Source organism: Paenibacillus pabuli, assembly GCF_039831995.1.
Classification (GTDB): Bacteria; Bacillota; Bacilli; order Paenibacillales; family Paenibacillaceae; genus Paenibacillus; species Paenibacillus pabuli_C.
The window spans coordinates 2,287,746-2,310,167 of record NZ_JBDOIO010000003.1 but is presented as its reverse complement, the minus strand read 5'-3'; the positions used below and the strand labels follow the sequence as shown (position 1 = coordinate 2,310,167).

Here is a 22,422-nt window from a genome sequence, read left to right as displayed (position 1 = left end):
CCGTGTCTCCATGGACTTTAACCATTGTATCAAAAAACGCAAAAAAAGGGGAATGCCGACTCAAAAATAGACTGTAGAATCAAGGTTTTTTGCTTGCTATAGTTTACACCTTGTGTTATATTTAACTTAACGTCAGACAGCATCCAATGGGTACTATTCATCATAGCATTTGAATCAAAATTGACGTCATGGACCATACTATACCGTGAGGTGATATGAATGAATTCCCAAGTTAAAAACAATAATCTTCATCATGTTTCAGTTGAACTGACGGCAGAAGAGGCACTGGCTTTGACAGGTGTTCGTTTTAACGGCAATCCGAAAGTGGAAGCGGCTGCAAGACAAAAAGTTCGCACGGCTTTCGAAAAGACATTTGATTTTTCACACCAAGATAAGGTAGACTATGAACTATTAAAGTAGTTGGACCCCAATTCCAAATAAATCGAAGAGGGAATCTTTGAGATTTGCCCCAAGTGGCAGATCCGAAGATTCCTTTTTCATTGCTCTTTACAATTGGCCGGTTCTTCGGCAAAATGAGTCTGAGACAAGTATGGACAAACGGAGGAATAAAATGCGTTTACGTGGCAGAAAAGGGATTCGGGAAAATCTGGAGGAGCAAGTGGATCTTGTTGTTCTGGATCCCAAACAGTACAAGGGGAAATGGTCTGAACTGTTTGGAAATGACCATCCGATCTTTGTTGAATTTGGTATGGGTAAAGGTCAATTTATCAGCCAAATGAGTTATAAATATCCGCAATACAATTTTATCGGTATTGATATGTATGATGAATTGGTGCGCCGGGCTAGTGAGAAGGCCCGTAATGCATGGAGTGAGGCTGACGTAGAAACTCCGCCCAATGTGAAGCTTGTGCTGGCGAATATTGAACAGATCGAGGATGTGTTTGAAGCGGGAGAACTGGAACGAATCTATTTGAACTTCAGTGACCCATGGCCAAAAGCCAAGCATGCACGCCGTCGTTTGACTCATCCGCGTTTTTTGAAGAAATACACAGAACTGCTTAACGCCAAGGGCCAAATTCACTTCAAGACCGATTCGGAGACATTGTTCGAGTTCTCGCTTAATGCGATTGCCGACTATGGTCTGCAAATGACCAATCTGTCCCTGAACCTTCATCGTGATGGATTGAATGAAGAGCATGTCATGACGGAATACGAGCAGAAATTCATGGGCAAAGGCATGAACATTCATCGTGTAGAAGTCATTGTCGGTGAAGAGGCGCTGCGTGAGTATCAGCAGATGCGTCTGGACAAGTATAAAGTACGCGAAGCTTCGGATGAATCCGCAGAAGACCAAGAGTAAATGAATAGGCGACACATGGAGGAGAGATTCATTGCCTCGTGTGTCGCTTTTTTTGATTTGTCTTTCTTTAGATCATTCAGAATGTAGAACTACATTTGCTCGGAACGAAGTTCCTTGCGACGATAATCATTTGGGGTCACACCGTTAAACTTTTTGAACATGCGATAAAAATAGGAGCTGTTGGTGAATCCCGTTTTCTCTGCAATATCCGCAACGGAATTCTCGGTCTCAATCAGCAGATGTTGGGCTTTGATGATTCGAGTCTCATTAATCACATCCGTTAGTCCTTTTAACGTGAGTTGTTTATACAGCCTGCTAATATAGATGGGTGACATGGTGAGTTCATCAGCAATGGAGGTGAGGCAGAGATTGGTGTCCGCATAGTCCCGTTCGATAATACTGTTAATTCTGCGTAGGAGCTCTTCATGCCTCAGCGTTCGTTTCTCTTCCACTTTCAATCCTAATTCATCAAACAAACGATAGAAGTGGGCATGGACTTCACCGAGCTCCTCCGCTTCATGGAGAGGAAACATTGCCGCGTCCGAGATGGTGTTCAGTGTGAGCTGGTTATTCTTTTTAAGCGTGTTGCGTACATGGTTCAATGTCATCGTTAAATGGGAAAGTGCCAATTGGAATACGGTAAAAGGATATGCTGCCGTCTCATCTACGATATCCGTATAGATTTGTTTGGCTTCGCACGTTTTGCCTGTCATCAGGCAATCGATGAGCTGCCGCTCTTTACTTGCAGGAAATGCATACTCCTTCTCCTGATACGCCATGATGTCGGTTGTAAACAGCAGGCAGCCCGGTCCGCTGAATAATCGGTGCAGGGAAGCCTCTGCGGAGTGAGGATAGCCGGCTATCGCAGCCTCCAGCGAGTCCTCCTCGGGTCCGACGGTGAACGAAATGGAGCATTTCAGATGAAGCATAACCGCATCCTGCAGCTTGCGCAGCAATTCCTCCATATGCCCCTCGGTATCCTGAGCAGTCTGCATATCCGAATCTTTTTCATTGAAAAGAAGGCTAATCAGATCGCCGCCCATGTCCACGGTTTCCGTATGATAGCAAAACTCCGCCGATTCCATGCAAATGTTCATCATCGCATATTTTACAAGCTTGATATCGTCCCGGTAGGTATCACAAAAATCGGCAAAACGATCGATACGCAGTAATACCAGCCTAGATGGACGATGAACCTGGACACACGAGCCGTAAAACTTCATGCGCTCTTCCAGAATTCCTCCGGTTACCGTCTCACGCCCCTGAAGAGCACCGCGCAAAAAATCCTGACGCAAGATGTGCAGACTGCCGCGGCGCTCCGCTTCCATCACTCGCATCCGTACAATGACCTTGTCGATGGGGTGGTATAACTTCCGAGAAACCAAGTATGAGAGGTGCAATCCGGCAATGAGCAAGCCCAGACAAAACAGGACGGTATGCGTCCGCATGCTGCGAATATCAGCAGTGATCAGATGATCAGGCGTAATTCGTACATAACGCCATCCCAAATTATCAGGTGTGGTATAGGTGATAAGTGAATTTTCCCCGTCAACCTCTGCGGTAAAGTAGGCGGAATGCTCCGTATTTTGCAAAATGGCATGCATGAAGTTTTCCTTGGAGAGATCCTGCATTAACGTCCGATCTCCAAAATCGGATAGCAGCTGTCCGTTTTCGTTGATAATAAATGTTTTGCCCGGCTGATCCGCTGTATTCATATTGGGACTTAACCAATCGTCCTTGATATTGACTACGACTGCGTAGTTTAACTCGGCATTATCGTTGATCGTGTCATAGCAGAGATAGGTGTAGCTGTTCACTTCAACTTCTTCTGTAGAACCAACCTGGTATGTACGCGGGATCGGAACAAAGGGCTTATATTCATGAAATCGCTGGAGGATATCCTTAATGCCTTGATCGTCTAATTCCGCTAGAGATTGCCGACCATTGCGCGTCTCCGAACTGATGAAAAATTCGTTGCTTTTGGAGTTGTATACATAGATGGATTCAATAAAAGGAAGGGACATGCGGTAGTTATCAAGCTGCTCCATGGCTGGAGTGATTTCATAGATGCTTGGTTTGGAGTAAAGGAGCAGTGCTGAGATGCTGTAGTCCTGATAGATCTGATAAGACAGGGATTTAGCCGTTTCTGTCATTTTGGACACTTCCCGGCTGGTCTGCGTGAGACTGTTCATATCGGTGCGATAGACCTGGCGGAGAGCAATGCGGTTGTAGTTGACGTAGAGAATGGCAGAGGCTACGAGTAGGGTAGCAACGGTACTGACAATGATACCAATCAGTATTCGAGAAAATACGTTTTGACTGTCCTCCGAACGTTTGCGCATAATCCGTTCCCCCTGAACATGTGCATTTTGGGTGGATAAAACTTCATTTCACAGCCTTACGCTCTGTTTCACAGTAGGCCGCTTTAGATGAGGATAGCCCTTCAAATTATATATTATGTATGCGGTTACATCAATATTGTACAAGGTTTAAAAGGTTGTTTCAGTATATATCGTTCAATTTTCGCTGAATTGTTCACTATGCCGAGGATATGCACGATATCAACATTTGTGAACGTACTGGTGCTCTTTTCAGTCTTGGTTCACATTGTTCATACTCGATTTGGCAATATCGTTCATTTTCGGGCGGGAAGCTTCAGTATCCGAGAGCGGGAAGGGCGTCTACACTAAAAACAGAGCTCCACTGCGCATCCGCGCTGCAAGAAATTCGGGAGGGATCGAGCCATGCTCAAAGAATTGAACAAAAATAAAATCATGTTCCTCATGCTGCTGCCTACACTGATTTTTTTTCTGATTAACTCGTATTTTCCGATGGTTGGTATCTACTATGCATTTACTCGGTACGATTTTGAAGGAGGGCTATTCGGCAGTCCGTTCGTAGGTCTGGAAAACTTCAAGTTTCTCTGGCAGTCCGGAATGCTGCTGAAGCTTACGACCAACACGGTGGGTTATAACTTGGCCTTCATTATACTGGGAAACGGACTCGCCATCTTCTGTGCCATTATGTTAAGTGAAGTGCGGGGGAAGCTCTTTAAGAAAATCACTCAATCCGTGATGTTTTTACCGTATTTCATCTCGTTTGTACTCTTAAGTGTAATCGCTTACAACATGTTCAACTATGAATCCGGTTTTGTGAACACGGTGCTCAAACGCTTTGAAGCCGGACCCATTGATATTTATAACACGCCATGGATATGGGTGTTTCTGATCATTATCTTTTACCTATGGAAGAATCTTGGTTACAGCATGGTCATCTATCTGGCGGCCATTACCGGAATCAGTGACGAATATTATGAAGCTGCCCGCATTGATGGAGCGAATATTTTTCAGCGTATCTGGTATATCACCGTTCCCATGCTGAAACCGACCTTTGTCATTCTGCTTCTGTTCTCTCTGGGGAGCATTATGAAGGGGCAATTTGATCTCTTTTATCAGCTTATTGGGAATAACGGTGTGTTGTACAACGCAACAGACATCATTGATACCTACGTGTATCGTTCCCTGAAAGTGACCTTTGATATTGGGATGGCAACCGCCGCAGGCTTGTACCAGTCTCTATTCGGCTTCATTCTGATCATGACCGTGAACTATATTATCCGGAAAGTGAATGAGGATTACGCCTTGTTCTAAACCGCCCACAGGGCAGAAGGGAGAACCATCATGCATACTACCCGTGCCAGAGATTCAGAATTTACCTTGCTTTTTCAGATCATTGCCTATGCTGTCATTCTGGTGTTGTCCATCATGTGTCTGCTGCCGTTTCTTCTGATCCTATCCGGATCGTTTAGCAGCAATGAATCGATTGTGAGAGACGGTTATCATCTCTTTCCAACAGACTTCTCCCTGGAAGGCTATCAAATGGTGTTCAAATTCCCTACTCAAGTGCTGAAGGCTTACGGAGTGACTGTTTTTACAACCGTTGTGGGGACCGCGCTCGGACTGTTTCTCATTACGATGGCGGGATTCGTGCTGCAGCGCAAAGATTTTAAATACCGTAATACCTTTTCGTTCTTCATCTATTTCACCACGCTCTTTGGCGGTGGGTTGGTGCCTTGGTACATCATGCTGGCAAATTATTTCAACCTGACGGACACGTACACCGTACTGATTTTTCCTGGCTTGATGACGCCATTTCTCATCATTCTGATGAAAAACTTTATCCGCTCTGCTGTTCCGGATGAGCTGGTTGAATCCGCCAAAATGGATGGCGCGAATGATTTTCGCATTTACTTCAGTATTGTGTTGAAACTGGCGATGCCCGGGATTGCAACCGTAGGTTTGTTTTTGGCCTTGGGATACTGGAATGACTGGTTTACTTCGTCTCTCTTTATTAACAATCCGGATATGTACCAGCTGCAGTTTTACCTATATAACACGATGAATACGATCACCTTCATTGATCAGATGGCCATCGGAACGGGAATCACGCTCAGCCAGGATGTGCCTACGGAATCAACCAAAATGGCAATGGCGATTGTGGTGACTGGCCCCATTTTGTTCCTGTACCCGTTTGTACAGCGCTATTTTGTCAAAGGTCTTACGATTGGTGCGGTAAAAGGTTAGAACGTGAATGTGCTGGAGACGCCGGCTGAAGTTTGTCTTAGGTCTGTCCACGTCCTGGCCGTTTACGCTAACATATAAGGTTTCCTACAAAAGGGAGGATGCATATGCGCAACAAAATAATTCGCCACCTGTCACAGGTGCTGGCCCTGATGTTGTTTGCCGGGGTACTCGCCGCATGTAATAACGGATCTGGGAGATCAGCGCAAGGGAGTGAGGAGGGGGCCTCATCGACTGACAAAGGCGAGAAGGTAACCCTGCAGTTTTACATGCTTGGGGACGCGCCCAAAGACTTGCCTGTAATTGAATCAGAGGTCAATAAACTCGCTGAGGCCGATCTGAACGTCAACGTAAAATTTAACTACACCTCCTGGACGGACTGGGATCAAAAATATAAGCTGCTCCTGTCTTCTGGTCAGCCTATGGATTTGATTTTTACTGCGGACTGGACATTCTATCAATCCTATGCCAAAAAAGGTGCCTTTCTGCCACTCGACGAGCTGCTGCCGAAGGCGGCACCAACATTGCAATCCCACGTGCCTGAAGACATGTGGAACGCTGTTAAAATCAATGGAAAAATTTATACCGTACCCTCGACCTGGATCGAGTATGTGACAGAAGGAATTGCGTACCGTGAGGACCTGCGTGAAAAGTATAATTTGCCCAAACCGGAATCCTTGGAGACGCTCGAAGCTTATCTTGAGGGGATCAAAGCCAATGAACCGAGCATGATTCCGATCGCGGACAGTAATTCCAATCATACTCACGGCATTCGTCAGTTAACCTCCAAACTGGTGAATACGGCTGGCCAGCTCCCTTACGGGCTTGATATTATGTACGATTCGCCGTCAACCATCACGTCCTATTGGGGATCATCCCAGCACCTGGAAGACCTGAAAACGTACAAACGCTGGATGGATAAAGGATTTTTCCCGAAAAACGTGCTGAATGTGAAGGACACATCGAATTCACTGCTGCAAAATGGTAAAGCTGCTGTTGTTCTATCGGGTGAGAACCCGAACAAGTTTAATGCGGATGTAATCAAGGTTCAGTCTACGCATCCGGATTGGAAGCTGGGATATTTCGCTTATCCGAACGCCAAAGGCTTTGCACAACCGGTTCATCCGATTCATAACGGGTTCGCCATCCCGAGAAGCAGCAAAAACCCGGAAAAGGCACTGGCTTTTTATGAGAAGCTGGTAACAGACAAACGTTACAACTGGCTTACCGAATATGGCGTAGAAGGCAAAAACTTTGAAGTGCAGGATGGTTACTACAAAATGGTCGGTGATGCTCAGACGAATGGATTCCCGCGTGAAGGAATGAATGGCTGGGCTTGGCGGAATCCGGACTTCATGCTCTACGATAAAACGTTCGACGATGTACTTGCCATGTTCGAGGAGTTGGACAAAATCAAAAAGCCGGATATCTTTACCGGATTTGCTGAGGATTGGACACCGTTTCAGGCGGAGAAGGCTGCGCTTGAGCAAGTGGAGAAACAGTATCTGTATCCGTTGAACGTCGGTTTGGTTGCAGACGTTGAAGCAGGCCTGAACACATTTATGGAAAAGGCTAAGCAGGCCGGACTCGAGAAAATACAAGCTGAGTACACCAAACAATGGCAGGAATATTTGAAATCGGCGGGCATTCAGTAGTTTGTATTTATTTCCTTTCCTAATAGACAAGTAAAAAGGCGCCTTCAGATTGAAGGCACCTTTTTCGCTGCATAAGTGTATGCGGCTTGTTTATCGAACTTTGGTTCACGATCTGGCCTGATCAGCCTGGAATGGCCCGAGGTCCAGAAGATCGATGATGCTTTGTGCACTTTCCATCGGACGATATTTGGCGATCTGTGCCAAATGACGTTTGCGTTTACGGACGATGTCGGGATATTTATGTACCAATTTATTCATCCATTTAACCACGACATCGAGTGAAGTAATCGGTTCACCCAGTCCTCTGGCGGTAAAGTATTGAACGTTCTCTTCCTCTTGTCCCGGAATGGGATTATGGAACAACATTGGTATACCTTTGGCGAGTCCTTCCGTGCATGTCATCCCGCCAGGCTTGGTTATCAGCAGGTCGGAAACCTCCATTAGTTTATCCACTTCTTTGGTGTATCCAATAATGTGAATATTTTCTTTCCGATACTCCGGATTCTGTTCCATACTGATCCGGATTTTGTCATTGCGTCCGAGACAGAAGATGATCTGAATGTCGTTATGCCAGCGAGTCAGGAGTTTATTGACCACTTCATCGCTAAGCATTCCCCAGCCGCCTCCCATCACAAGAACGGTTGGCATATCTTTCAGATTAAACTTGGCACGGATCTCATCCCGGCCAGGATGTTCCCAGAAGTTGGGGTGCACCGGGATGCCGGTAACTCGTATTTTGTCTACAGCAACTCCGCGCAGCATTAATTTGGACTTTACCTCATCCGTAGATACCAGATATAAGTCAACCTCAGGACTGATCCAAGTGCCATGCGCATCATAGTCGGTAATGACCGTGCAGAGTGGCACTTGTACACCGAGGCGCTTCAATCTGGATATGACGGCACTTGGTATGGGGTGCGTGCATACAATGGCATTTGGACGAAGCTGCCTCACGATACTGCGTGTATGCGTGTAAAACAGCTTGTGCAATGCAAGTGTAGTCAATCGATTCAAAGACTTTTTATATTGATGCCTGTATACGTATCCGACAAGTTTGGGCTGGTTGGTTACCGTTTTCTTGTATGCCGTAATAATAAGTGGTGCGACTCTGGGGTTAAGGAAACTACCCAGTTCAAGCACTTTGGTCTGTACTTCCGGAGAGAGCTTTCTCAAACTGCTGGACAGTGCATAGGCGGCTTGTGTATGACCCGCTCCAAAGCCTTCGGATAGTAGTAATACTCGTTTTTTCTCCACGCTTGCTCACCTGTTCCTGCTAGGTTTTCCTTAGTCTAACATATCCGCTTTAAGTCCATAATGCAACTGTCGCAAGTGCGACTAAAGTACCGATTGTGGCACCCGCGAGCACATCCGAAGGATAGTGCAAACCCAAGTAAATTCGGGAGAATCCGACAATCAGTGCAACCGGCAGCAGCGTCGCCAGCAAAATAGGTTCCATCGTCATAAACGGAACGGTTACTGAGAAGACGGCGGTTGTATGCCCTGAAGGAAATGAGTGGTCCGTCAGGGGATTGCGGAATGTGATCGTCTCCGGCATGGCCAGATATGGCCGGATGCGAGGATACATCCTTTTGGCGATTGCTACCGGAATATGGCTTACAGCCAGAGCAATACACGCCTGAAGGCCTGTCGTATTCCAAGGAGCTGGAGCAAGCAGCCAGATCAATAAGGATACGGCAATAGAAAACGTTGCTCCACCCAGATGGGTGAGATAGTACAGCCAAAAATTCATAAATCGATTATGAAGTCGACCATTAATCCACATAAACACATTGCGATCGTACTCTTGAAACTTAACGAATAAACGGCTCATATTGGCCTCCTGCCAGTCAGGCCGCGCGAATTGGCGGCAGTATTTCCGGTATATTTCCTGTGTCCGGTGTTGTCCTGATTACTATATAACCGTTTTTCGTGAAGTTCAGGTTATTTCAGGTATATGTTTATCATATTTTTAAATGTTGTCCTTTTCAAGAAGAAGACATGTGAACAACGTAAAATTCATGTTAAAGAGTGGTTAATCATCCAACTTAACTTTTTGACTCGGACGAGCTAAAAAAGATACAATGATTCAACATGGCTGAAATGAGGTTAAAAAAATGTGAGTTTTATATTGAACTTTTTGATGTCCGTTTGCGTTATTTGTTGTGAAGCCTCTGGTTGGACAGTACTGTGTAATGAAAAAAGCAGGGACTTTAGAAATAAAAATCAAGCAAACGGCTGAAAATAAGATATAACAGGCATGAATGCGAGGGCGCAGTATCACGAACTGCCAATTCAGCGTTTAATGTTCATATTTCTGCTTTAGGAAGTGAAATTGCGGTTTTGACAAATGGCTGAAAAGCATCCAAAATCGATAAAGCAGCCAAATTGGAAGCAACCATGCTTGAAATACTTGCGTAGTAAACAAAAGACCAGGGTCATATTCTGCACATTACAAAAAAAACAAAGATGCAGAATCAGGTAGAGAAACGCTAAAGTAAACAGGGTTTGAAAAAAAGGGGGTAACAGAGAACGATGTTGGACGCTATATTCGTCACGATGCAGGTCATACTGGCACTGCTAGCCGTGTACCAATTCACGTTTTCGCTGTTCGGTCTGTATAAGAAAAAGAAAAAGAAACATTATCCTGCGACAAAGTCTTTCGCTGTACTAGTTGCAGCACACAATGAAGAGCAGGTCATCGGTGCGCTGATGGAGAACCTGAAACAACTCGATTATCCGGAAGATCTGTACGATGTGTTTGTTATCTGTGATAACTGTACGGATGGCACGGCTCAAATCGTCAGAGATCATGGCTTGAATGCATGTGTACGTACAAACGCCGATCTCAGAGGTAAAGGTTACGCAATTGAGTGGATGCTAAAATATCTGTGGAAATTGCCGCGTCAATATGACGCCGTTGTTATGTTTGATGCCGACAACCTGGTTGACCGCAACTTCTTGCTTGAGATGAATAACGACTTGTGCAACGGTTCACGTGTTATTCAGGGTTATATCGATACGAAGAATCCAGAGGATTCCTGGATTACTGCAGCTTACGGGGTGTCGTACTGGTACATTAACCGTTTGTGGCAGTTGTCCCGTCACAATCTGAATATGGCCAACTTCCTTGGCGGTACAGGTATGTGCTTTGAGACGAATTTGCTGAAGGAAATTGGCTGGGGGGCAACAAGCCTGGTCGAGGACTTAGAGTTTACAATGCGCAGTGTGCAGCGTAACGTATATCCCGTGTTTAACTATGATGCAAAAGTATTTGATGAGAAGCCTTTGACATTCAAAGCATCAGCCAGACAACGTCTGCGCTGGATGCAAGGTCACTTTACGGTAGCACGGAGATATTTCTTCCCGCTGTTGTGGCAAAGTATTAAGGAAAGAAGCCTGGTCAAGTTTGACCTTGCCATTTATGGTGCCAACGTGTACGTTGTATTGCTGACATTCCTGATGACAGCTGTGATGTGGGTGGATACAGTGGTGTTCAACGGTCCGCATATTGCCAACATCTATGGATACTTCCCGTTATGGGTAGGATTCGTTGCCATTGGTTTGAACATTCTGACATTCCTGCTGTCGATGGCGCTGGAGAAGGTCACTTTTGCGAAAGTGTATCTGTATCTAATTGTGTTCCCGATCTATCTGTTATCCTGGTATCCAATTACGTTCTACGCGTTCTTCACACAGAACAACAAACAATGGAGCCATACCCAGCATACACGTGTTGTACGCTTGGATGAGGTACAGAGCAAGCAAGGGTAAGAAGGTTTACTGGCTAAGCAGACCAAGTATTTAGTAAAAATGTTTCAAAGGTGTTGACTATAGCCGAGCATGATGTTATAGTATTCAAGTGCGTTAAATGAATAGCAATGGAATCACAAGCAGAAGTCCGACTTCTCACCTGACCAACATTAACGTTGGCTGGTCAACGATCCCAATAATTTATGAAGTGTATACTCATGAAGAATTGTGTTGATTACAGGGATGTCGGTAGCTTGACCGGCATCCCTTTTATTTTTGTTTAACAGTATTTAAAATGACCTGGAGGTGGACGGTTATTAGTAAAGATCACATGATTAATGATGAGATTCGGGCGAAGGAAGTACGCCTTGTCGGAGCTGAAGGAGAACAAATTGGGATCAAGCCCATTCGGGAAGCACTGCAAATGGCGATTGATCTGAACTTGGATCTGGTCAATGTGGCACCACAGGCTAAACCGCCGGTATGCCGCATCATGGACTATGGCAAGTTCCGCTATGAGCAACAAAAGAAAGACAAAGAAGCCCGTAAGAACCAGAAAATTGTTGACATTAAAGAAGTATGGTTCCGTTCCAATATTGAGGAGCACGATTATCAAACGAAGCTTCGTAATGTAGTCAAGTTTTTGAAAGAAGGCGACAAGGTTAAATGTTCTGTTCGTTATCGCGGACGTGAAATTGCGCATGCCGCCATTGGTCAACGGATTCTGGAGCGCGTTAAGGTGGAAGTGGCAGAACTCTGCACCATCGAGCGTCAACCGAAATTGGAAGGCCGCAGTATGATCATGATTCTGGCTCCTAAAGCCTGATAACATTGAAGGAGGAAACACAAAATGCCTAAAATGAAAACACACAGCAGTTTGAAAGGACGCTTCAAAATTACCGGTTCCGGTAAAGTCCTTCGTTACAAAGCACACAAAAACCACTTGCTTTCCCACAAATCAAAACGTGCTAAGCGCGTTCTGAACGGTAACCCAGTAATGGCAGCCGGGGACGTAAGACGTTTGAAACAAGGTTTGGCTAACTTAAAATAGTACATCCGTATGGGGGATCGGCTTAGGCCTTACACATACCACGGATACATTTAATATTTATTTGGGAGGTTCTTTAATATGGCAAGAGTAAAAGGCGGTTTTGTAGTACGTCGTCGTCATAAAAAGGTTTTGAAACTGGCTAGAGGTTATTTCGGTTCCAAACACCGCATTTTTAAAACAGCTAACGAGCAAGTAATGAAATCCTTGGTTTACGCATACCGTGACCGTCGCAACACGAAACGTAACTTCCGCAGACTGTGGATCGTTCGTATTAACGCAGCAGCGCGTCAAAACGGTTTGTCTTACAACAAACTGATCCATGGATTGAAACTTGCTGGAGTGGACATGAACCGCAAAATGTTGGCTGATCTGGCCGTTAACGACATCAATGCGTTCAACTCTTTGGCTACTGTAGCTAAAGGCAAAATCAACGCTTAAATTGTAACATGCAAGCCGCCGTACCTTATGGCGGCTTTTTTCACGCCAGAAAGCATGGGACGAATACACTGAGGTCCGGGAGGACAAACTTAGATTGGTTGTGGTTGACAGCTATCAGGCTGCTGGCAGATACATAAAAACCGAACGATCATATAATGCAAACGAAAACTAGGTTTTACTGGCTAATGGTGATAATGATGGTATATTTTTGTTATATAACTTCACATCGTCGTAACGTTAGTGTGTTAAACCGCTAAATTTTTAAGCGTTTTCAACAATGAAAGTCTAAAAATATGTGATTTTTAGTCGTGAAACATCTGGATTTTAACACTGGTTGAATGTATAATCACCTCTAGTAGGCTAGTCCTAAACTTTTCTCTCCTAGTCATAATGTTCGGTTTTTCGGCAGATGATCCGGTAAAGTTAAGGTGTGAATGTGCTCTTTATGTCGAAGAAACCATACATTCCACATAAAAGTCATATCAGGCATCTGTTCATCGTCCAATATCGACCTGGGTAGGAATTAGGTATATATCATTAAGGGGGAACAAGAGAAATGAAAAAGATGCTCAGCTTGTCTTTGGTCATGTTGCTGGCAGTATCGGTAATGCTCGCAGGTTGCGGAAGCAAACCGAAGGAAGAAACAAATGCCGGAGGAACAACAGGTGGCGAATCCACTGAAGCGAAATCCGATTTGCAGATCGGTATGGTTACTGACGTGGGTGGCGTTAACGACAAATCATTTAACCAATCCGCTTGGGAAGCCCTGCAAGCAACTGAAACTGAAACAGGTACGGCTGTTAAATACCTGCAAAGTAAATCCGATGAAGAGTACATTCCTAACCTGAACGAGTTCGTTAAAGGTGGATATGACCTGACTTGGGGTATCGGTTTCCAATTGGCTGATGCAATCAAAACGGTTGCTGACCAAAATCCTGAATCCAAACTGGCGATCATCGACAGTGTTGTAGATTCTCCTAACGTTAAATCCGTAACATTTGCTGAAGAGCAAGGATCCTTCCTGGTTGGCGTTGTTGCCGGTCTGACTACAAAAACGAACAAAATCGGTTTTGTTGGCGGGATGGACAGCCCACTGATCAAGAAATTTGAAGTTGGTTTCAGAGAAGGCGTTAAAGCAGTTAACCCTGATGCCGAGTTGATCTCCAACTATACAGGTGCATTTGACAAACCAGACCTTGGTAAAGCAGCAGCAGCTACAATTTACAACCAAGGCGCGGATATCATTTTCCACTCTTCCGGTGCTACCGGTAACGGTGTGTTCAACGAAGCGATTGCCCGCAAAAAACAAGGACAAGATGTTTGGGTAATCGGTGTGGATAAAGACCAATCTCTGGAGTTCGGTGATGATGTTACACTGACTTCCATGATCAAAAAAGTTGACGAAGCAGTTAAGAAAGTAAACCAAGAAGTTATTGATGGCACATTTGCCGGCGGTTCCGAAAACCTGACTCTGAAAGAGAACGGTGTAGGTATTGCTGATACTTCTACAAAAAATGTTTCTGCTGAAATCCTTGCTAAAGTGGACGAATACAAAGAAAAAATCATCAACGGCGAAATCAAAGTACCTACAGAGTAATTGCTTAGCCTGCGAATTGAATAATCACAAGGCCGGTCTTGACCGGCCTTATGATTGTCAGGACAGGAAAATTTGCTCAAGCCATCATAACATTTGTACCTAGTTTATAAGATGCCTTCTGGAAACCTTCCAATAGCAGAATCAATGTTTTAGCAATTTCGCTCCGGAAGGAGCTTTTCTTAAGATTATGGAATTTATACGTTTCAGCAGGGGCTGAATGGATTCGATAATCTCAAGAAGAATGACCGCAAAAAGCGGTTTTTTCCCTTGAACATACGTCGATAGACGTTTTTCTTACGTTTGCGGAACCACACTATATCAGTTATAAGGGTGATTACATGGGTGCAGCAACCCCCGTCGTTGAGTTAAAACAAATCACGAAGCGTTTTCCAGGCATTGTTGCCAACGACGCTATCAGCCTTCAGCTTCGTAAAGGCGAGATTCATGCTCTACTGGGCGAAAACGGCGCTGGTAAGTCAACGTTGATGAATATTGTATTTGGTCTCTATCAGCCAGATGAAGGTTCCATTGAAGTGAATGGCAAGCCTGTCATGATCGATAGCCCGAACAAAGCAATCGAGCTTGGGATCGGCATGGTGCATCAGCACTTTAAGCTTGTTCAGCCGTTCACGGTAACAGAGAACATTATTTTGGGATCCGAACCAACGAAAGGTCTCAATATTAACTATAAAAAAGCGGCTGCCGAGGTGCAGCGTTTATCCGAGCAATATGGACTCAAAGTGAATCCGCATGCCAAAATCCATGACATTTCTGTCGGCATGCAGCAGCGCGTTGAAATTGTAAAAACATTGTACCGTGGTGCTGACATCCTGATCTTTGATGAACCAACGGCTGTTCTGACTCCTCAGGAGATCAAGGAACTGATGGTCATCATGAAAAAACTCGTGGCAGAAGGCAAGTCCATCATTTTGATTACGCATAAGTTAAAAGAAATTATGGAGATCTCCGATACGGTCACCATTATTCGCCGCGGGAAAGTAATCGACTCTGTAAAGACGTCGGAAACGAATCCCAATGAGCTTGCCGAAAAAATGGTTGGTCGAAATGTTACGTTTAAAGTGGATAAAAAACCGGCAACGCCTGGAGACAACGTACTTGAAGTCAGCAAACTGACTTCCAAGAACAAAGAGGGGATTTCTGTTCTGAATGAACTGAATCTGAATGTTCGTGCTGGCGAAATTCTGGGTATCGCAGGCGTTGATGGCAATGGACAGAGTGAGCTGATTGAAGCCCTGACCGGATTGCGTAAGGTTGATAGCGGATCGATCCGTTTGCAAGGAAAAGAATTGTCCAACCATTCACCGCGTCATATTTCGGAGTCGGGAGTAGGCCATATTCCGGAAGACAGACATAAGCACGGATTGGTTTTGGATTTCTCTGTCAGTGAAAATATCGTTCTGGAATCCTACTACAAATCTCCTTACACGCGCAGAGGCTTCCTTAATTTCGATGCGATCAAAAAGCAGGCTAAACGTCTTGTTGAGGCGTTTGACGTGCGGACACCTAGCATTGAAACCAAAGCACGTTCCCTCTCAGGGGGTAACCAGCAAAAGGCAATCATTGCACGGGAAGTCGATAAGAACCCGGAACTGCTCATTGCAGCTCAGCCAACGCGTGGATTGGACGTAGGTGCTATTGAGTTTGTCCAGAAACAGTTGATTGCTCAGCGTGACCAGGGGAAAGCTGTGCTGCTGATCTCCTTCGAGCTCGATGAAATTATTAACGTTTCGGATCGCATTGCTGTCATTTATGAGGGCCAGATTGTCGGTGAGGTGCTGCCGGAAGAAACGAATGACAGGGAGCTCGGCTTGATGATGGCGGGCAGCACCCAAAAGAGAGGTACTGTACATGAGTAAAGTATTGAAATGGTTTACCCGTGATTCCTTTATTCTGCCTATCGTTGCAATCCTCATGGGGTTGATTCTGGGCGGTATCGTTATGCTTATCGGAGGATACAATCCAATTGAGGCATACGGCGCATTGTTTAAAAAAGTCTTTGGTGACATGTACAACTTCGGAGAAGCTGTACGTGAAATGACGCCTTTGATCATGACAGGCCTCGCGTTTGCGTTTGCATCCCGTGCCGGACTGTTTAATATCGGCGGCGAAGGACAATTTCTCGTCGGTATGACAGCAGCCACATTTGTGGGGGTTAAGTTCGCAGGTCTGCCGATTTATATTCATGCTCCACTGGCATTAATTGCCGGAGCAGTATTCGGTGGTTTGTGGGCAGCCATTGCCGGTTATCTGAAGGCCGCTCGCGGAGTGAACGAAGTTATCAGCAGTATCATGCTGAACTGGATTGGTCTGTATTTGGCCAATCTGATTGTGCGGCAGTTTTTGCTGCTTCAAGGGGAAAACCGTTCGGTAGATATTAGTGAGTCAGCTTCAATCAGCTTGACTTGGTTGTCCGAACTAATGGGTAACTCCCGTGTTCACCTGGGCACCTTGATTGCCCTGGTGATGGCTGTACTCTTTTATATCTATATGTGGAAAACCAAGCAGGGGTATGAAATCCGTGCTGTAGGTTACAACCCGAATGCGGCTGAATATGCAGGCATGCATGTTAATCGCAACATCGTAAAAGCCATGTTTATCAGTGGTATGCTTGCGGGTCTTGGTGGAGCTTTCCAGGTACTTGGTGTATTCCAGTATCAGACAGTCATGTCGGGATCTCCAGGAACAGGTTTTGACGGCATTGCCGTTGCCTTGATTGGTTTGAACCATCCGTTTGGTGTGCTCCTGGGGGCGTTGCTGTTTGGTACGCTTACCTATGGATCTGCTGGTATGAGCTTTGCTGCGGATGTACCGCCAGAGATTATTCGGATTGTAATCGGTTCGATTATCTTCTTCATTGCGGCACAAGGCATCGTGCGCTGGGTACTTAAACCGTTCTACTCCAAGCGCAAGAAAGAGAAGGTGTTGTAGATGGACTTGTTGACAATTGGGCAAATTATCAATACGACGCTTGTCTTTGCTACGGCATTGATTTTTGCTTCCCTTGGCGGGATTTTCTCTGAAAAATCGGGTGTAACCAACCTGGGACTTGAAGGTTTTATGGTCTTTGGTGCGTTTGCAGCTGGAATTGGGGCGCACTATGCCCAAGAAGCTGGAATGGGTGGAACAACGTCCGCCTGGATGGGTGTATTGGTTGCCGTTGCATTGGGCGTACTCGTATCTCTTATTCACGCTGTTGCATCGATTACGTTTAAGGCTGACCAGATTATCAGTGGTATCGTCATCAACTTCCTGGCAGCAGGAAGCACATTATATTTGGTTAAATTGTTGTTCGAAGGATCAGGGGACTCACCTTTGGTGCAGGGCTTCAGCAAATTTGATGTGCCAATCCTGAAGGATATTCCTTTGCTTGGGGAAGCGTTGTTCAAGAACGTCTACCCGACAACATATCTGGCGATCATTCTTGTATTCCTGACGTATTACATTCTGTTCAAAACGCCATTCGGACTTCGCTTGCGCTCCGTGGGTGAGCACCCGAGTGCGGCTGATACTGTAGGTGTGAAAGTTCGTCGCTACCGTTATGTTGGCGTAATGATCAGTGGTGCTCTTGCTGCTATTGGTGGTGCTGCGATCACACTGACAACAACAGGCACGTTCTCGCATAATACGGTTTCCGGTCAAGGATACATTGCCATTGCAGCGATGATTTTTGGTAAATGGAATCCAATTGGAGCATTTGGTGCTGCTGTATTTTTCGGATTCTCACAAGCAATCCGCAACTATGTGCAGCTGTTCGAATGGTCTCAGAGTATTCCCCAGGAAATTATTTATATGCTGCCTTACCTGCTCACGATTATCGTGCTTATTGCGGCAGTTGGACGTTCTTCTGCTCCGTCTGCACTCGGTGAACCGTATGATCCGGGGAAAAGGTAGGAATAAGCAATCAATTAAACAATATTATGAGTTTATCAGAGAAAGAGTCCGCTTCGTGCGGGCTCTTTTTTGTTATGCAAATAGCTATTCACACGTTCCAGCGTGTCAGGGTGGAGACCCATATTTTCAAGTAGGGACAAAGAAACAGGCGAAGCAAGTGATGGACGAATACACTGTTTTGAATGATCCGAGGAGGAGGGGAAAGTATGAAACAACATGTTACGCGTCGTGAAGCGCTGAAATTCGTGGGCAAAAATATCGTTGCGGTGAAAAAAGACGGCACTCGGGTTACGGGGAAGCTGTTGAAAGTATCTGGCAATAAATTAGTGCTAAAGCGTATGAATGGCAAAAAAGTGCGTACAAAGGCCATTCTTCCACTAGTATTGTTTGATTTGCTAGCCATCGCCACATTACCTTATGCTTATGGCCCGGGACCGGGGTTTGGTGGTCCAGGCTTCGGACCTGGTTACGGACCTGGACCAAAACCAGGGCCCGGATATGGTCCAGGCTTTGGCCCGGGCTTTGGTCCGGGACCCGGATTCGGACCGTACGGACCGCGTCCGCCAGGATTTTTCTAGGAGAACCTAAATATTCTTTTCCATTTCGTAACAGCGGCTTATCATAATATAACGAATAGTACTGTATCCGTTTTTTTGATAAAACTGCAGCCCTTTTGTATTACCTTCGTCGACCATCACTTTGGATCTTTTGCAGCCTCGCGATGAGGCAAAACTTTCGGCTTTTTGCAGCAAAGTCTGACCATACCTTTTGCGCTGTTCCTTCGTAGCAACTGCCATCATATCGACATATAACAGCTCGCCATGCATAAGAAAATGTATAAAAGCGACAGCTTCTTTATTCGGGTCCGGTGAGACAACGAAGGTCATGCCCCTGTTCATTCGCAGGGGTATGTCTTTGCGTATTTTATTGATTTCGTTGGTACTCATATGGGATAGAGGAACAAGTTGCGAGTCAATTAAACTCATGATGGCACCATCATCCAGCCTCGATTTGCGTTGCCGAATCACCATGCGGATCCTCCTTTCAGGACCAGTCGTGCTGCTCGTATATCCTATGCCTGGAGCAAGATAAAAGGTGACTGAATGAAGGGAAGGGAATAGGGTTACGTTATGAATCGGAGTAGCGTGATAAAGGACGTTTAAAATTTTTATCCAAAACAGGTATTGACTTATCGGTTGGAGGAATCATATAATGTTCCTAACATTTAACGAGAATATTTAATCGGCTATGAAGAGGACGAAGTTTTAAGGGCTCTTTTGCTCAGAGAGTGGCTGGATCTGCTGAAACCACCACCATAATCCCTTATATACGAGCTCACCTCGGAGCTGTTTTCCTGAAAAGCATTGGATGTCACTCCACTCGCGTATTAGGGAAAATCGTATGTCTGCGTTACAGACAACAGGTATGGAAGACGGCTATGTCCGTTTGACCTATCGTTTTTTGTACCTGGTAAGGTCCGTTATTGCGAAATTTCGGACAAAGTTGGGTGGTACCACGGAAGCAACAACCTTTCGTCCCTCGCAAGCATTAACTTGTTTGCAGGGATGAAAGGTTTTTTTTGTAACTTCAAATGTCAGAATGATGTAAATTCCGAGAGGAGGATGACTGATGGGAGCTCAAATTCCAGAAGTACGATCAACAGATGAATTACGTGAAAAATGGATGAAGCCGGAGGTCATTAGCGGTTCTGAGATTCTGCTAAGAAGCTTGTTGCTGGAAGGTGTTGAGTGCGTCTTCGGTTATCCGGGGGGAGCGGTTTTGTATATTTACGACGCCATGTACGGTTTCGAGGACTTCAAGCATGTACTGACTCGTCATGAACAAGGTGCAATTCACGCAGCAGACGGTTATGCACGTGCGAGCGGCAAAGTTGGTGTTTGTATCGCAACGTCCGGTCCGGGAGCAACGAATCTCGTAACCGGTATTGCAACGGCATATATGGACTCCGTACCGCTCGTTGTCATTACGGGGAACGTTATTTCCAGCCTGATTGGTTCGGATGCTTTCCAGGAAGCGGATATCACTGGTATTACAATGCCAATCACCAAACACAGCTATCTGGTAAAAGACGTTAAAGATCTGTCGCGTGTCATTCATGAGGCATTCCATATTGCGAATACAGGTCGTAAAGGTCCAGTATTAATCGACATTCCGAAGGATGTTTCTGCCAACAAAACCTTGTTTGAACCCATCACTGAACCTGTTACACTGAGAGGCTACAACCCTCGGACGGTACCCAACAAGCTTCAGGTTGATCGTCTGGCACAGGCCATTCAGGAAGCAGAGCGCCCGATGATTCTTGCAGGTGGCGGGGTCGTTTATTCTGGTGGACACGAAGAATTGTACGAATTTGTTGAGAAAACGGGCATTCCAATTACGACAACACTTCTTGGACTTGGTGCTTTCCCAAGCGGACATGAACTTTGGACCGGGATGCCGGGTATGCACGGAACATACACATCCAACCAGGCGATTCAACAAGCGGACCTGCTGATCAACATCGGAGCACGCTTCGATGACCGTGTTACAGGTAAACTGGACGGTTTTGCACCACATGCCAAAATTGTGCACATCGATATTGATCCGGCGGAAATTGGCAAAAACATTGCGACGGATATCCCGATCGTTGGGGATGTGAAGACGGTACTCGAAATAGCGAACAAGGAAGTGCAGCGTGCAGAGCGCGCCGATGCTTGGAGAGACCAGATCAAGCAATGGAAACAAGAGAAGCCGTACAGCTACACGGATTCCGAAGACGAGTTGAAACCACAGTGGGTGGTTGAGTTGTTGAATGATACAACCAAAGGTGAGGCAATTGTTACCACTGACGTTGGTCAGCATCAGATGTGGGCGGCTCAATACTACAAGTTCAATCAACCTCGCTCATGGGTAACCTCCGGCGGACTCGGAACAATGGGCTTTGGATTCCCTTCGGCAATCGGTGCACAGATGGCGAATCCGGACAGACTCGTAATTTCAATTAATGGCGATGGCGGAATGCAGATGTGTTCACAAGAATTGGCAATCTGCGCAATCAACAATATCCCAGTCAAAATTGTCATCATTAACAACCAGGTGCTTGGAATGGTTCGTCAGTGGCAGGAAATCATCTACGAGAACCGTTACAGTCACATCGATCTGGCAGGAAGCCCGGATTTTGTAAAACTGGCTGAAGCATATGGTGTAAAAGGACTGCGTGCCACGAACAAGGAAGAGGCTGAACGGGCATGGCAGGAAGCCCTGGATACACCTGGACCGGTCGTTGTAGAGTTTGTTGTACGCAAAGAAGAAAATGTATATCCAATGGTTCCGCAAGGAGCAACAATTGATCAAATGCTGATGGGGGATGCTGAGGAATGATTAGACATACGATTTCGATTTTGGTCAACGATCAGCCTGGCGTCCTGCAGCGGGTATCGGGGTTGTTCGGTCGACGTGGATTCAACATTGAGAGTATTACGGTAGGTCAGTCGGAAGAAGCGGGCTTGTCCCGCATGGTTATTGTCACTATCGGTGACGACAAAACGCTTGAACAAATCGAGAAGCAGCTCTACAAAATCATTGACGTAATCAAAGTGGTAGATTTCAGCCTCAAGCCAATGGTTGCCCGTGAACTCGCCTTGATTAAAGTAAAAGCAGAACCTTCCGAGCGCCCTGAAATTATGGGAGTAGTTGAAACGTTCCGCGCGTCGGTTGTGGATATTGGTCCAAGCAGTCTGATGGTTCAGGTGGTTGGGGATACCGACAAAATCGACGCCATGATCGAGCTGCTTAAGCCGTATGGCATTCGTGAACTTTCGCGGACAGGGGTAACTGCACTGGTACGTGGAAACGTATAATTGCCAATAGATCTAATTCTATGGTCTAATATGCATATCGGGTAAGCAACGAAGGATACGAGAAGAAGCAGTACTACAGACTGCAGGTGATCCTTGAATGACATCGTGATCCTGCATCTGCTGCAATTCAACATTTTAGTGATGTAACGCTTGAAAAGAGAGCTACACACCCGCATTAAAGGGCGGGTGTCTGAACGGATCGGATCAGACCCGAGTTGCTGGAACAGCCAGCATACCGGTCCCTTGAGACACCCGCTC

At 45.7% G+C, this 22,422-nt stretch carries 20 protein-coding genes; 16 read left to right on the top strand and 4 right to left on the bottom strand.

Annotated elements, in window-relative coordinates; genetic code table 11:
* Window positions 1–219 precede the first annotated feature (219 nt).
* Together ABGV42_RS12340 and trmB are read left to right on the top strand one after the other, a co-directional pair.
* Window positions 220–420 carry a hypothetical protein gene (locus ABGV42_RS12340; RefSeq protein WP_095288345.1) on the top strand — a complete coding sequence of 67 codons (201 nt, stop codon included), beginning with the start codon at window positions 220–222 and terminating at the stop codon, window positions 418–420.
* A 151-nt stretch (window positions 421–571) separates the two neighbouring features.
* Window positions 572–1,321 carry a tRNA (guanosine(46)-N7)-methyltransferase TrmB gene (trmB, locus tag ABGV42_RS12335; protein ID WP_347381900.1) on the top strand — a complete coding sequence of 250 codons (750 nt, stop codon included), beginning with the start codon at window positions 572–574 and terminating at the stop codon, window positions 1,319–1,321.
* Between the two features lie 89 nt (window positions 1,322–1,410).
* Here trmB and ABGV42_RS12330 read toward each other — a convergent pair whose 3' ends face one another.
* The gene (locus ABGV42_RS12330) at window positions 1,411–3,663 is read right to left on the bottom strand and encodes an AraC family transcriptional regulator (protein ID WP_347381899.1); all 2,253 of its coding nucleotides are present in this window, start codon (window positions 3,661–3,663) and stop codon (window positions 1,411–1,413) included.
* A gap of 402 nt (window positions 3,664–4,065) precedes the next feature.
* Between ABGV42_RS12330 and ABGV42_RS12325 the strand changes: the two genes are divergently transcribed.
* The 3 genes from ABGV42_RS12325 (at window position 4,066) to ABGV42_RS12315 (ending at window position 7,556) form a co-directional block, all read left to right on the top strand.
* The gene (locus ABGV42_RS12325; protein ID WP_095359132.1) at window positions 4,066–4,971 is read left to right on the top strand and encodes an ABC transporter permease; all 906 of its coding nucleotides are present in this window, start codon (window positions 4,066–4,068) and stop codon (window positions 4,969–4,971) included.
* Between the two features lie 30 nt (window positions 4,972–5,001).
* Window positions 5,002–5,904: a carbohydrate ABC transporter permease gene (locus ABGV42_RS12320; RefSeq protein ID WP_347381898.1), complete on the top strand. Its 903-nt coding sequence runs from the start codon at window positions 5,002–5,004 to the stop codon at window positions 5,902–5,904.
* Window positions 5,905–6,002: 98 nt separating this feature from the next.
* On the top strand, window positions 6,003–7,556 hold the full coding sequence (locus ABGV42_RS12315; RefSeq protein WP_431523614.1) for an ABC transporter substrate-binding protein: 1,554 nt from the start codon (window positions 6,003–6,005) through the stop codon (window positions 7,554–7,556).
* Window positions 7,557–7,661: 105 nt separating this feature from the next.
* On the opposite strand, the gene ABGV42_RS12310 is transcribed toward ABGV42_RS12315, so the two are convergent.
* Both ABGV42_RS12310 and ABGV42_RS12305 read right to left on the bottom strand, forming a co-directional pair.
* On the bottom strand, window positions 7,662–8,810 hold the full coding sequence (locus ABGV42_RS12310) for an MGDG synthase family glycosyltransferase (RefSeq protein WP_347381896.1): 1,149 nt from the start codon (window positions 8,808–8,810) through the stop codon (window positions 7,662–7,664).
* A 49-nt stretch (window positions 8,811–8,859) separates the two neighbouring features.
* A complete protein-coding gene (locus ABGV42_RS12305; RefSeq protein ID WP_347381895.1) occupies window positions 8,860–9,387 on the bottom strand; it encodes a phosphatase PAP2 family protein in 528 nt (175 codons plus the stop codon).
* A 701-nt stretch (window positions 9,388–10,088) separates the two neighbouring features.
* Here ABGV42_RS12305 and ABGV42_RS12300 point away from each other — a divergent pair.
* The 9 genes from ABGV42_RS12300 to ABGV42_RS12260 all read left to right on the top strand — a co-directional run bounded on the left by ABGV42_RS12300 (window position 10,089) and on the right by ABGV42_RS12260 (window position 18,882).
* On the top strand, window positions 10,089–11,327 hold the full coding sequence (locus tag ABGV42_RS12300; RefSeq protein WP_347381894.1) for a glycosyltransferase family 2 protein: 1,239 nt from the start codon (window positions 10,089–10,091) through the stop codon (window positions 11,325–11,327).
* A gap of 310 nt (window positions 11,328–11,637) precedes the next feature.
* A complete protein-coding gene (infC, locus tag ABGV42_RS12295) occupies window positions 11,638–12,132 on the top strand; it encodes a translation initiation factor IF-3 (RefSeq protein WP_110821116.1) in 495 nt (164 codons plus the stop codon).
* A gap of 24 nt (window positions 12,133–12,156) precedes the next feature.
* On the top strand, window positions 12,157–12,357 hold the full coding sequence (gene rpmI / locus ABGV42_RS12290) for a 50S ribosomal protein L35 (RefSeq protein ID WP_062320217.1): 201 nt from the start codon (window positions 12,157–12,159) through the stop codon (window positions 12,355–12,357).
* A gap of 78 nt (window positions 12,358–12,435) precedes the next feature.
* Window positions 12,436–12,795 (top strand): 50S ribosomal protein L20, encoded by a 360-nt coding sequence (gene rplT / locus ABGV42_RS12285; protein ID WP_095288335.1) that lies wholly within the window; start codon window positions 12,436–12,438, stop codon window positions 12,793–12,795.
* Between the two features lie 556 nt (window positions 12,796–13,351).
* The gene (locus ABGV42_RS12280; RefSeq protein ID WP_347381893.1) at window positions 13,352–14,392 is read left to right on the top strand and encodes a BMP family lipoprotein; all 1,041 of its coding nucleotides are present in this window, start codon (window positions 13,352–13,354) and stop codon (window positions 14,390–14,392) included.
* Between the two features lie 338 nt (window positions 14,393–14,730).
* On the top strand, window positions 14,731–16,269 hold the full coding sequence (locus tag ABGV42_RS12275; protein ID WP_347381892.1) for an ABC transporter ATP-binding protein: 1,539 nt from the start codon (window positions 14,731–14,733) through the stop codon (window positions 16,267–16,269).
* Window positions 16,262–17,341 (top strand): ABC transporter permease, encoded by a 1,080-nt coding sequence (locus tag ABGV42_RS12270; protein ID WP_110821115.1) that lies wholly within the window; start codon window positions 16,262–16,264, stop codon window positions 17,339–17,341. Before ABGV42_RS12275 ends, ABGV42_RS12270 begins: the two co-directional genes overlap by 8 nt.
* The gene (locus ABGV42_RS12265; RefSeq protein WP_347381891.1) at window positions 17,342–18,304 is read left to right on the top strand and encodes an ABC transporter permease; all 963 of its coding nucleotides are present in this window, start codon (window positions 17,342–17,344) and stop codon (window positions 18,302–18,304) included.
* A gap of 206 nt (window positions 18,305–18,510) precedes the next feature.
* Window positions 18,511–18,882, top strand: a complete 372-nt coding sequence (locus ABGV42_RS12260; protein WP_347381890.1) for a hypothetical protein — start codon at window positions 18,511–18,513, stop codon at window positions 18,880–18,882.
* A gap of 6 nt (window positions 18,883–18,888) precedes the next feature.
* Here the strand turns inward: ABGV42_RS12260 and ABGV42_RS12255 are convergent, their stop codons facing one another.
* On the bottom strand, window positions 18,889–19,332 hold the full coding sequence (locus ABGV42_RS12255) for a GNAT family N-acetyltransferase (RefSeq protein WP_347383217.1): 444 nt from the start codon (window positions 19,330–19,332) through the stop codon (window positions 18,889–18,891).
* Window positions 19,333–19,933: 601 nt separating this feature from the next.
* Between ABGV42_RS12255 and ilvB the strand changes: the two genes are divergently transcribed.
* Together ilvB and ilvN are read left to right on the top strand one after the other, a co-directional pair.
* Window positions 19,934–21,685, top strand: a complete 1,752-nt coding sequence (ilvB, locus tag ABGV42_RS12250) for a biosynthetic-type acetolactate synthase large subunit (protein ID WP_347381889.1) — start codon at window positions 19,934–19,936, stop codon at window positions 21,683–21,685.
* Window positions 21,682–22,164, top strand: coding sequence for an acetolactate synthase small subunit (ilvN, locus tag ABGV42_RS12245; RefSeq protein ID WP_095288328.1), 483 nt, complete (start codon window positions 21,682–21,684; stop codon window positions 22,162–22,164). The genes ilvB and ilvN overlap by 4 nt, the downstream gene beginning before the upstream one ends.
* The last annotated feature ends 258 nt before the right edge of the window (window positions 22,165–22,422 follow it).

What these genes read in the sequence shown, in the direction of transcription:
- ABGV42_RS12340 (WP_095288345.1), top strand. Translation starts at nt 220, where the DNA reads ATGAATTCCCAAGTTAAAAACAATAATCTTCATCATGTTTCAGTTGAA.
- trmB (WP_347381900.1), top strand. Translation starts at nt 572, where the DNA reads ATGCGTTTACGTGGCAGAAAAGGGATTCGGGAAAATCTGGAGGAGCAA.
- ABGV42_RS12330 (WP_347381899.1), bottom strand. Translation starts at nt 3,663, where the DNA reads ATGCGCAAACGTTCGGAGGACAGTCAAAACGTATTTTCTCGAATACTG.
- ABGV42_RS12325 (WP_095359132.1), top strand. Translation starts at nt 4,066, where the DNA reads ATGCTCAAAGAATTGAACAAAAATAAAATCATGTTCCTCATGCTGCTG.
- ABGV42_RS12320 (WP_347381898.1), top strand. Translation starts at nt 5,002, where the DNA reads ATGCATACTACCCGTGCCAGAGATTCAGAATTTACCTTGCTTTTTCAG.
- ABGV42_RS12315 (WP_431523614.1), top strand. Translation starts at nt 6,003, where the DNA reads ATGCATATGCGCAACAAAATAATTCGCCACCTGTCACAGGTGCTGGCC.
- ABGV42_RS12305 (WP_347381895.1), bottom strand. Translation starts at nt 9,387, where the DNA reads ATGAGCCGTTTATTCGTTAAGTTTCAAGAGTACGATCGCAATGTGTTT.
- ABGV42_RS12300 (WP_347381894.1), top strand. Translation starts at nt 10,089, where the DNA reads ATGTTGGACGCTATATTCGTCACGATGCAGGTCATACTGGCACTGCTA.
- infC (WP_110821116.1), top strand. Translation starts at nt 11,638, where the DNA reads ATGATTAATGATGAGATTCGGGCGAAGGAAGTACGCCTTGTCGGAGCT.
- rpmI (WP_062320217.1), top strand. Translation starts at nt 12,157, where the DNA reads ATGCCTAAAATGAAAACACACAGCAGTTTGAAAGGACGCTTCAAAATT.
- rplT (WP_095288335.1), top strand. Translation starts at nt 12,436, where the DNA reads ATGGCAAGAGTAAAAGGCGGTTTTGTAGTACGTCGTCGTCATAAAAAG.
- ABGV42_RS12280 (WP_347381893.1), top strand. Translation starts at nt 13,352, where the DNA reads ATGAAAAAGATGCTCAGCTTGTCTTTGGTCATGTTGCTGGCAGTATCG.
- ABGV42_RS12275 (WP_347381892.1), top strand. Translation starts at nt 14,731, where the DNA reads ATGGGTGCAGCAACCCCCGTCGTTGAGTTAAAACAAATCACGAAGCGT.
- ABGV42_RS12270 (WP_110821115.1), top strand. Translation starts at nt 16,262, where the DNA reads ATGAGTAAAGTATTGAAATGGTTTACCCGTGATTCCTTTATTCTGCCT.
- ABGV42_RS12265 (WP_347381891.1), top strand. Translation starts at nt 17,342, where the DNA reads ATGGACTTGTTGACAATTGGGCAAATTATCAATACGACGCTTGTCTTT.
- ABGV42_RS12260 (WP_347381890.1), top strand. Translation starts at nt 18,511, where the DNA reads ATGAAACAACATGTTACGCGTCGTGAAGCGCTGAAATTCGTGGGCAAA.
- ilvB (WP_347381889.1), top strand. Translation starts at nt 19,934, where the DNA reads ATGGGAGCTCAAATTCCAGAAGTACGATCAACAGATGAATTACGTGAA.
- ilvN (WP_095288328.1), top strand. Translation starts at nt 21,682, where the DNA reads ATGATTAGACATACGATTTCGATTTTGGTCAACGATCAGCCTGGCGTC.